We start from the raw sequence: 9,539 nt of genomic DNA on the forward strand, positions 1-9,539 counted from the left end.
GCATGAGGGATGGGGAGAGGCAGTAGGTAGCAGTAGGGGAGAGAAGAAAAAGGGGAACGGTGGGGCGGGGGCTCAGCCCAGGGTCGGGAGCTTGAGCAGCACCAGCAGCGCCAGCAACTGCAGCGCGCCCGCGCCGGCGGCCTTGCCCCAGGGCAGATCGTGCACCCGGCGGAGCATCGTGGTCAGCAGGAAGGCGCAGAACAGCCAGGTCAGCCAGCCGACCACCTGCACCAGCGGGCTGCCCGACGGCAGCACCAGGGCGAGCAACAGCCGCGGCACGTCGGAGGTCCAGCCGATCAGCACGGCCAGGCCGACGGTGGACGGCCAGGGGCCGTCGCCGCCGAGCTGGCGGGCCAGCGCGTACGTGACGGCGCCGAGCATCAGGCCGGCCAGCGTGAAGCAGACCGCCACCGCGGCCAGCGACCAGGCGGCCGTGCTGAACGTGGACTTGACGATCTCGGTGCGGGTGTCGCCGAAGCCGAACACCGCGAGCACCGCGTAGAGCAGCGAGACCGTGACGGCGGGCAGCCAGACCTGGTGGTCGCGCATCTGGTCGAAGGTGCGCACCGGCGCCCGGTACATGCCGGTCAGCAGTGCCTGCCAGTGCAGTCGCGGCCCGCCGGCCCGCGGCGCGGTACGGCCGCCGGCGCGGTAGGTGGCGACGTTGTCCTGGCGGGGCGCCGCCGGCCGGTAGCCGGGCGGATAGGGCTCCTGGTGGTGGCCCCCCTGGCCCTGGCGCGGGTCGGCGGCGTACTGCTCACCGACCGCGAACGCACGGGTGTGCCCCGGCTGGTCGGCCCGATACGGGTCCGCGGCATCGCCGTAGCCGTAGCCCTCGGCGTACCCGTCCCCGTACCCGTCCCCCTGCTGCGGCGCAGTGAAGTACTCAGGCTGCCCACCGGTCCAGGAGTTCCCGCCGGCGCGCCCGTTCTCGTATCCGTTCCCAGCCACCCTCGAACGGTACCCGTAATGGCGCAGCGCAGCCCGACCGGGGAACGAGAGCCGGGGCTTTGCAGCAGGGCTGTGACGCACAGCCCCGCCGCAGAGCCCCGGCCGGGAAACACCGAAACCGCGCCGCCGGAGCGGCACCGGCCTACTTCTGCAGCACCGACCCGTGCACCGCGGCCGCCGAGCTCTGACCGGCGGGGCAGCCGCCGGGGCCGGCGGTGGTGCGCACGGCGCCGACCGGCAGCAGCGTGCCGCAGGCGATCCGGATGCCGTTCGGCAGCTCGTTGTCGGACTCGACGGTGGCACCGTCACCGATCACCGCGCCGTCCAGCGAGGTGCGCTCGCCGATCACCGCGTACGCGCCGACGATCGAGTCCTTGACGAAGGCGTCCGCACCGATCACGGCGCCCGGCAGCACGACGCTGCCCTCGACGATCGCGCCGGCCGCGACGACCGCGCCGGCCGCGACCACGGTGCCCGAGCTGAGCACGGCGGCCGGGTCGACGGTCGCGCCGTCCAGCAGCAGCGCGTCACCGGTCGGGCCGGGCAGCGCCGGCGAGTCGACCTTGCCGAGCACCAGGTCGGCCGAGCCGCGGACGAACGCGGCGGGGGTGCCGAGGTCGAGCCAGTACGAGGTGTCCACGACGCCGCGCACCAGCGCGCCGGTCTCCAGCAGCTCGGGGAACGTCTCGCGTTCGACCGAGACCACCCGGCCGGCCGGGATGCGGTCGATCACCGAGCGGGTGAAGACGTAGCAGCCGGCGTTGATCTGGTCGGTGACGATCTGCTCGGGCGTCTCCGGCTTCTCCAGGAACTCCAGCACCCGGCCGTCCTCGGAGGTCGGGACCAGGCCGAAGGCGCGCGGGTCCTCGACCCGGGTGAGGTGCAGCGTGACGTCGGCCCCGGCGGCCACGTGACCGTCGCGCAGCGCGGCGATGTCGAGACCGGACAGGATGTCACCGTTGAAGATCAGCACCGGCTCGTCCGGGCCGCAGGTGAGGCCCTCGGCGGCGTTGCGGATCGCACCGCCGGTGCCCAGCGGCTCGACCTCGGTCAGGTAGACGAGCTCCAGGCCGTACGGGGTGCCGTCGGCGAAGTGCTCCTCGAAGATCTCTGCCAGGTAGGAGGTCGCGAGCACCACGCGCGTGACGCCCGCGGCCGCGGCCCGGGCGAGCTGGTGCGCGATGAACGGCACGCCCGCGACCGGCAGCATCGGCTTCGGGGTGTGCGTGGTGAGCGGGCGCAGCCGTGTGCCCTGACCGCCGACCAGCATGATCGCCTGGGTCATTTGTGGGTTTCTCCCCTTGGTTCCGGTCAGCGACCTGGCCTGTGGAGTGTTGCCAAGGCCGTCGCTTGGGTACTTGGTCCTGCTCGACCGGGTGGTCGCGGCCCCCCGAAGCTGCAATTCCCGGTGCCATGACAAAAAGCGATGCCAACACCATAAGCAGCCTGCCCCGGGCGAATATCACCCGGGGCAGGCATCATATGTGAGGGTTCAAGCCGCAAGCACATTCGCGCACAGCTCGAACTCCCGTACCACAGAACGTGCACTTCACAGCGGCCCGAGGGGCGCCCCGAAGAGCGCCCCGGGCCCGCGTCAGACGCTCGCCGGCTCCGCCGGTTCAACCGGCGCCTCGGGCAGCGCCTTCACCGAGTCGAGCAGCAGCTGGGCGACGTCGACCACCTTGAGGTGCTCCTTCGCCGCGCCCTCGTTCTTCTTGCCGTTCACCGAGTCGGAGAGCATCACCAGGCAGAACGGGCAGGCGGTGGAGACGATGTCGGGGTTGAGCGACAGCGCCTCGTCCACCCGCTCGGTGTTGATCCGCTTGCCGATCCGCTCCTCCATCCACATCCGCGCGCCACCGGCGCCACAGCAGAACCCGCGCTCCTTGTGACGGTGCATCTCCTGCTGACGCAGCCCCGGGACCTTGTCCATGATCTCGCGCGGCGGGCTGTAGACCTTGTTGTGACGGCCCAGGTAGCACGGGTCGTGATAGGTGATCAGACCCTCGACCGGGTTCACCGGGACCAGCTTGCCCTCGTCGATCAGGTGCTGCAGCAGCTGGGTGTGGTGGATCACCTCGAAGTGACCGCCGAGCTGCGGGTACTCGTTCGCGATGGTGTTGAAGCAGTGCGGGCAGGTGGCGACGATCCGCTTGACCGGCGCGTCCTCCAGCACGGTGTTCAGCGTCTCGACGTTCTGCGCGCCGAGCATCTGGAACAGGAACTCGTTGCCCAGGCGGCGGGCCGAGTCACCGGTGCAGGACTCCTCCTTGCCGAGGATCGCGAACTTCACACCGGCGGTGTGCAGCAGCTCCGCGAAGGCCTTGGTGGTCTTCTTGGCGCGGTCCTCCAGGGCGCCGGCGCAGCCGACCCAGTAGAGGTACTCGACCTCGGCGGGGTCGATGTCCTGACCGATCACCGGCACCTCGATGCCGGTCTCCTTCTTGAGCTCCTTGACCCAGTCGAGCCGGGCCTTGGTGGCCATGCCCCACGGGTTGCCCTTGTTCTCCAGGTTCTTGAGCATCGTCCCGGCCTCGGTCGGGAACGAGGACTCGATCATCACCTGGTAGCGGCGCATGTCGACGATGTGGTCGATGTGCTCGATGTCCACCGGGCACTGCTCCACGCAGGCGCCACAGGTGGTGCAGGACCAGAGGACGTCCGGGTCGATGACGCCGCCCAACACACCAGAGTCAGGGGCCTCGGCGGTGCCGATCAGCGGGCGCTCGGCCTCGGCCAGCGCCGCGGCGGGCACGCCGGCGAGCTGCTCGGCGGTGGCCTTCTCGTTGCCCTCCGCGTCCTTGCCGCCACCGGCCAGCAGGTACGGCGCCTTCGCGAAGGCGTGCTCCCGCAGGCTCATGATCAGCAGCTTCGGCGACAGCGGCTTGCCGGTGTTCCAGGCCGGGCACTGCGACTGGCAGCGACCGCACTCGGTGCAGGTGGAGAAGTCGAGGATGCCCTTCCAGGAGAAGTGCTCGACCTGGGAGACGCCGAACACGGCGTCCTCGGCCGGGTCCTCGAAGTCGATCGGCTGACCGCCGCTGGTCATCGGCCGCAGCGGGCCGAGGGCGACGTCGCCGTCCTCCTCGCGCTTGAAGAAGATGTTGAAGAACGCCAGGAACCGGTGCCAGGCGACACCCATCGACGGGTTGATGCCGATCGTGATCGCCCAGGCGAAGGAGATGCAGATCTTCAGCGTCGCGAAGATGTAGATCAGGTTCACCAGCGTGCCGTGCGCGAGCCCGTGGAACGCGGCGACCAGCGGGTACGAGATCAGGTACCGCACCTCGTAGGAGCCGACGTTGGTCAGCGCGCCCTCGATGCCGCGCAGCATCATGATGCAGATGCCGATGCCGAGGATCGTGTACTCGACGTAGAACGCCTGCCAGGCGATCGAGCCGGCGAACCGCGACTTGCGGCCGGCCCGGGACGGCAGGCTGAGCAGCCGGATCACGATCAGCGTCGCGATGCCCAGCGTGGTGAAGGTGCCGACCAGCTCGGTGAAGAGCTCGTACGGCAGCCAGCCGCCGAGCACCGGGAACTCGAACTCGGCGTCGAAGAGCTGGCAGATCGCGGTGACCAGCGTCAGGAAGAGCGTGAAGAAGCCGACCGCGACGAACCAGTGCGCGACGCCGACCACGCCCCAGCGGTTCATCCGGGTGTGGCCGATGAACTCGACGCCCACCGTCTTCGCCCGCTGGACCGGCTGGCCGGTGCGGGTGCCGTCCGGCGCCCCGGTCTTGACGACCTGGTAGATGTACATGCCCGCACGGGTGGCGAGCGCGATGCCGATCACAGTGGTGACCAGCGAGATGACGATCGCTGCTAGCTGCATCGGCTCTCCGTCTCCTGCGGTTACGAGGGCGATGTGGGTATGGGGTCTCAGGATGCGACGATCCCCCACCGGCAGTGTACTCACCGGTAACTTATTTCGGGGATCGGGGCGGACACTACCGCCCGTGAACGCCGGTTCAGAAGACGCACAAGCTATGGCGGCTGTCACGCCTGCCACCACTCACCCCTTCGAACCACGCGCAACGGCCGGGGCGAGATAAGCGCGCAATAAAGTTGAGCGGCACCGACTCAGTCCTGTTGACGATCGCCGAGCGGTCAGGCATGCTTGAGCCCGTAAAGCTCAACTCTTACGTGGAGGTATTTACGATGGCACGCGCGGTCGGTATCGACCTCGGCACGACGAACTCGGTCGTCAGTGTTCTCGAAGGCGGTGAGCCCACCGTCATCACCAACGCCGAGGGCGCCCGGACCACGCCGTCCGTCGTCGCCTTCGCCAAGAACGGCGAGGTGCTGGTCGGCGAGGTCGCCAAGCGCCAGGCGGTCACCAACGTCGACCGGACGATCCGTTCGGTCAAGCGCCACATGGGCACCGGGTGGAAGATCAACCTGGATGGCAAGGACTTCAACCCCCAGCAGATCAGCGCCTTCATCCTGCAGAAGCTGAAGCGCGACGCCGAGGCGTACCTGGGCGAGACGGTCACCGACGCCGTCATCACCGTCCCGGCCTACTTCTCCGACTCCGAGCGCCAGGCCACCAAGGAGGCCGGTGAGATCGCGGGCCTCAACGTCCTGCGCATCGTCAACGAGCCGACCGCGGCCGCGCTGGCCTACGGCCTGGACAAGGACGACCAGACCATTCTGGTCTTCGACCTCGGTGGCGGCACCTTCGACGTGTCGCTGCTGGAGATCGGCGACGGCGTGGTCGAGGTGAAGGCCACCAACGGTGACAACCACCTCGGTGGCGACGACTGGGACCAGAAGGTCGTCGACCACCTGGTGAAGGTCTTCCAGGCCGGCCACGGCGTGGACCTCTCCAAGGACAAGATGGCGCTCCAGCGCCTGCGCGAGGCGGCCGAGAAGGCCAAGATCGAGCTCTCCTCGTCCTCCGAGACCTCCATCAACCTGCCGTACATCACGGCCTCCGCCGAGGGCCCGCTGCACCTGGACGAGAAGCTCACCCGGGCCCAGTTCCAGCAGCTGACCGCGGACCTGCTGGAGCGCTGCAAGACGCCGTTCCACAACGTGATCAAGGACGCGGGTATCAACCTGTCCGAGATCGACCACGTGGTGCTCGTCGGTGGCTCCACCCGGATGCCCGCCGTCGCCGAGCTCGTCAAGGAGCTCACCGGCGGCCAGGACGCCAACAAGGGCGTCAACCCGGACGAGGTCGTCGCCATCGGCGCCGCCCTGCAGGCCGGTGTGCTGAAGGGTGAGGTCAAGGACGTCCTGCTGCTCGACGTCACCCCGCTGTCCCTGGGTATCGAGACCAAGGGCGGCATCATGACCAAGCTGATCGAGCGCAACACCACGATCCCGACCAAGCGCTCCGAGATCTTCACCACGGCCGAGGACAACCAGCCGTCCGTGCAGATCCAGGTCTACCAGGGCGAGCGCGAGATCGCGGCGTACAACAAGAAGCTCGGCATGTTCGAGCTGACCGGCCTGCCGCCGGCCCCCCGCGGCCTGCCGCAGATCGAGGTCACCTTCGACATCGACGCGAACGGCATCATGCACGTCGGCGCCAAGGACCTCGGCACCGGCAAGGAGCAGCGGATGACCGTCACCGGTGGCTCCGCGCTGCCGAAGGACGACATCGAGCGCATGATGCGCGAGGCCGAGCAGTACGCGGAGGAGGACCACAAGCGCCGCGAGTCGGTCGAGACCCGTAACCAGGCCGAGCAGCTCGTCTACTCGACCGAGAAGTTCATCGCGGACAACACCGACAAGCTCCCGGCCGACGTCAAGACCGAGGTCGAGACCTCGATCGGCGAGCTCAAGGAGGCCCTGAAGGGCGAGGACATCGCGGCCATCCGCGAGGCCTCGGAGAAGGTCTCCACCACCGCCCAGAAGCTCGGCCAGGCGCTCTACGCCAACGCCGACGCGGCCGGTCCGGCCGGCGCCGAGGGTGGCGAGAACGCCGGCTCCGCGAAGGACGACGACGTCGTGGACGCGGAGATCATCGACGACGAGAAGCCCAAGGGCGGTGCGTCCGCATGACGGAGAAGCCGCAGGGCGTGGAGCCCGGCGACGACTCCAACGCCGACGAAGCCGTCCTGAAGGCCGCGGAGGAGGCGCTGAAGGGCGCCGCCGCCGAGGCCGGGTCGGATGAGCTGGCAGCCGCGAAGAAGGAGCTCACCGAGCGCACGGGTGACCTCCAGCGGCTCCAGGCCGAGTACCAGAACTACCGCAAGCGCGTCGAGCGGGACCGGCTGACGGTCCGCGAGATCGCCGTCTCCAACATCCTGGAGTCGCTGATCCCGGTGCTGGACGACATCGGCCGGGCGCGCGAGCACGGCGAGGTGACCGGCGGCTTCAAGTCGGTCGCCGAGTCGCTGGAGACCGTGGTGGCCAAGCTCGGGCTGCAGCAGTTCGGCAAGGAGGGCGAGCCCTTCGACCCGAACCTGCACGAGGCCCTGATGCACAGCTACTCCTCGGACGTCACCGAGGACACCTGCGTGCAGGTCCTGCAGCCGGGCTACCGGATCGGCGAGCGGATCATCCGCCCGGCGATGGTGGCAGTCGCGGAACCGCAGCCGGGGGCCCAGTCCGCCGGACCCGACTCGGAGGCCCCTGAGGCTGACGGTGCGGCCGACAACTGACACGCTGTGCGCTGCGGGGTCGCACGTCGCCTCTGGTGACGTGCGGCTCCGCAGCGTCGTATTGATCCACTCGGGAGGTGGCAGCAGCACATGAGCGAGCGATGGGAGTACTCCCGGCCGGAGGCTGGGGGAAAGCGGATCATCGAGGGCAGCGCGATGTGTGAAGCAGCCGCCGAGCGCAGCGAGGTGGGGCATGAGCACTAAGGACTACGTGGAGAAGGACTACTACAAGGTCCTCGGTGTGCCCAAGGACGCCACCACCGCGGAGATCAAGAAGACGTACCGCAAGCTCGCCCGGGAGTTCCACCCGGATGCGAACAAGGGCGACGCCAAGGCCGAGGACCGCTTCAAGGACATCTCCGAGGCGTACGACGTCCTGTCGGACGACAAGCGCCGCAAGGAGTACGACGAGGCCCGCAGCCTCTTCGGCGCCGGCGGCATGCGCACCGGTGCTCCCGGCAACGGAACCGGCAACTACAGCTTCGACTTCGGCGACCTGTTCAGCGGCTCGCAGACCGCGGGCGGCGGCGGCATCGGGGACGTCTTCGGCGGCCTCTTCAACCGCGGCGGCCGGCAGCCCCAGCCGCGCCGCGGCGCCGACGTCGAGACCGAGGTCACGCTGAGCTTCGAGGAGGCGGTGGACGGCGCCACCGTCCCGCTCCGGATGACCAGCCAGGCCGCCTGTCGTGCCTGCGCCGGCACCGGCGCCAAGGCCGGCACCACGCCGCGGGTCTGCCCGACCTGCGTCGGCGCCGGCACGGTCAGCCGTGGTCAGGGCGCCTTCGCGCTCTCCGACCCCTGCCGGGACTGCAAGGGCCGCGGCATGATCGTCGACGACCCGTGCCCCGACTGCCACGGCAGCGGCCGGGCCAGCTCGGCCCGCACCATGCAGGTGCGGATCCCGGCCGGTGTGCAGGACGCGCAGCGGATCCGGCTCAAGGGCAAGGGCGCCCAGGGCGAGCGCGGCGGCCAGCCCGGCGACCTCTACGTCACCGTGCACGTGGACTCGCACCCGGTCTTCGGCCGCAAGGGCGACAACCTGACGGTCACCGTGCCGGTGTCCTTCCCGGAAGCCGCGCTCGGCGGCACCATCGAGGTGCCGACCCTGAACGGCCCCTCGGTGAAGCTCCGGCTGCCCGGCGGCAGCGCCAACGGGCTGACGCTACGGGCTCGCGGCAAGGGCGCCACCCGCAAGGACGGCACCCGGGGCGACCTGCTGGTCACCGTCGAGGTGACGGTTCCGCAGGAGACGGTCGGCGACGCGCTGACCGCCCTGGAGCAGTACCGCGAGGCCACGGCAGCAGAGGACCCGCGAGCCGCCCTGTTCAAGGCGGCGGAGGGAGCGTGATCTGACCCATGCGTGATTCCGACATGAGAGCCGACCCCGTCATCGGCGTGGGGCTCGGCGAGGGCCTGCCCGGCGGGCCCCGTCCGCGCCCGCGGCGCACCGCCGCCGGGCCCGGAGCGAGCTACGTACTGACCGAGGACACCCCGGTCTACGTCATCTCGGTGGCGGCCGAGCTCTCCGGGCTGCACCCGCAGACCCTGCGCCAGTACGACCGCCTCGGCCTGGTCTGCCCGGACCGCACCGGCGGCGGCGGCCGGCGCTACTCGGCGCGGGACATCCAGCAGCTGCGCGAGGTCCAGCGGCTGTCCCAGGACGAGGGCATCAACCTGGCCGGGATCAAGCGGATCATCGAACTGGAGAACCAGGTCGCCGCGCTCCAGTCGCGGGTGGCCGAACTCGCCAGCGCGGTCGAGGGCGCGGCCACCGCGCTGCAGGCCCGGGAGGCCGCGGTGCACGCGTCCTACCGGCGCGACCTGGTGCCGTACCAGCCGACCCAGCAGTCGAGCGCGCTGGTCGTGTGGCGGCCGCGGCGGTAGCGGAATCGTCCCGTTCGGGAGCGGTTGGCACCCCACTGATTGGTGGGGTGCCAACCCCCCCCCCCCCTCCTTTGAATGCTCTCCACCAGA

At 69.8% G+C, this 9,539-nt stretch carries 6 protein-coding genes and 1 pseudogene; 4 read left to right on the forward strand and 3 right to left on the reverse strand.

Annotated elements, in window-relative coordinates; translation table 11 throughout:
- Positions 1–72: 72 nt before the first annotated feature.
- The 3 genes and pseudogenes from AC060L_RS02705 to AC060L_RS02715 all read right to left on the reverse strand — a co-directional run bounded on the left by AC060L_RS02705 (position 73) and on the right by AC060L_RS02715 (position 4,786).
- Positions 73–951: a Yip1 family protein gene (locus AC060L_RS02705; protein WP_483796749.1), complete on the reverse strand. Its 879-nt coding sequence runs from the start codon at positions 949–951 to the stop codon at positions 73–75.
- A gap of 220 nt (positions 952–1,171) precedes the next feature.
- Positions 1,172–2,236 (reverse strand): annotated as a pseudogene (gene manB, locus AC060L_RS02710) (mannose-1-phosphate guanylyltransferase); the annotation flags it as partial.
- Between the two features lie 309 nt (positions 2,237–2,545).
- Positions 2,546–4,786, reverse strand: a complete 2,241-nt coding sequence (locus AC060L_RS02715) for a (Fe-S)-binding protein (protein ID WP_483796750.1) — start codon at positions 4,784–4,786, stop codon at positions 2,546–2,548.
- A gap of 326 nt (positions 4,787–5,112) precedes the next feature.
- Between AC060L_RS02715 and dnaK the strand changes: the two genes are divergently transcribed.
- The 4 genes from dnaK to AC060L_RS02735 all read left to right on the forward strand — a co-directional run bounded on the left by dnaK (position 5,113) and on the right by AC060L_RS02735 (position 9,449).
- Entirely contained in the window at positions 5,113–6,963 is a 1,851-nt protein-coding gene (dnaK, locus tag AC060L_RS02720; RefSeq protein WP_483796751.1) for a molecular chaperone DnaK, read from the forward strand.
- Entirely contained in the window at positions 6,960–7,565 is a 606-nt protein-coding gene (gene grpE / locus AC060L_RS02725; RefSeq protein WP_483796752.1) for a nucleotide exchange factor GrpE, read from the forward strand. The genes dnaK and grpE overlap by 4 nt, the downstream gene beginning before the upstream one ends.
- 193 nt (positions 7,566–7,758) lie before the next feature.
- The gene (dnaJ, locus tag AC060L_RS02730) at positions 7,759–8,913 is read left to right on the forward strand and encodes a molecular chaperone DnaJ (RefSeq protein WP_483796753.1); all 1,155 of its coding nucleotides are present in this window, start codon (positions 7,759–7,761) and stop codon (positions 8,911–8,913) included.
- 23 nt (positions 8,914–8,936) lie between these two features.
- Positions 8,937–9,449, forward strand: coding sequence for a heat shock protein transcriptional repressor HspR (locus AC060L_RS02735; RefSeq protein WP_483796754.1), 513 nt, complete (start codon positions 8,937–8,939; stop codon positions 9,447–9,449).
- The last annotated feature ends 90 nt before the right edge of the window (positions 9,450–9,539 follow it).

Source organism: Kitasatospora sp. NEAU-69 (genome assembly GCF_057158765.1).

Excerpts from the sequence above, each read along its gene's own strand:
- AC060L_RS02735 (WP_483796754.1), top strand. The coding sequence starts at position 8,937 with ATGAGAGCCGACCCCGTCATCGGCGTGGGGCTCGGCGAGGGCCTGCCC.
- AC060L_RS02715 (WP_483796750.1), bottom strand. The coding sequence starts at position 4,786 with ATGCAGCTAGCAGCGATCGTCATCTCGCTGGTCACCACTGTGATCGGC.
- grpE (WP_483796752.1), top strand. The coding sequence starts at position 6,960 with ATGACGGAGAAGCCGCAGGGCGTGGAGCCCGGCGACGACTCCAACGCC.
- dnaK (WP_483796751.1), top strand. The coding sequence starts at position 5,113 with ATGGCACGCGCGGTCGGTATCGACCTCGGCACGACGAACTCGGTCGTC.
- dnaJ (WP_483796753.1), top strand. The coding sequence starts at position 7,759 with ATGAGCACTAAGGACTACGTGGAGAAGGACTACTACAAGGTCCTCGGT.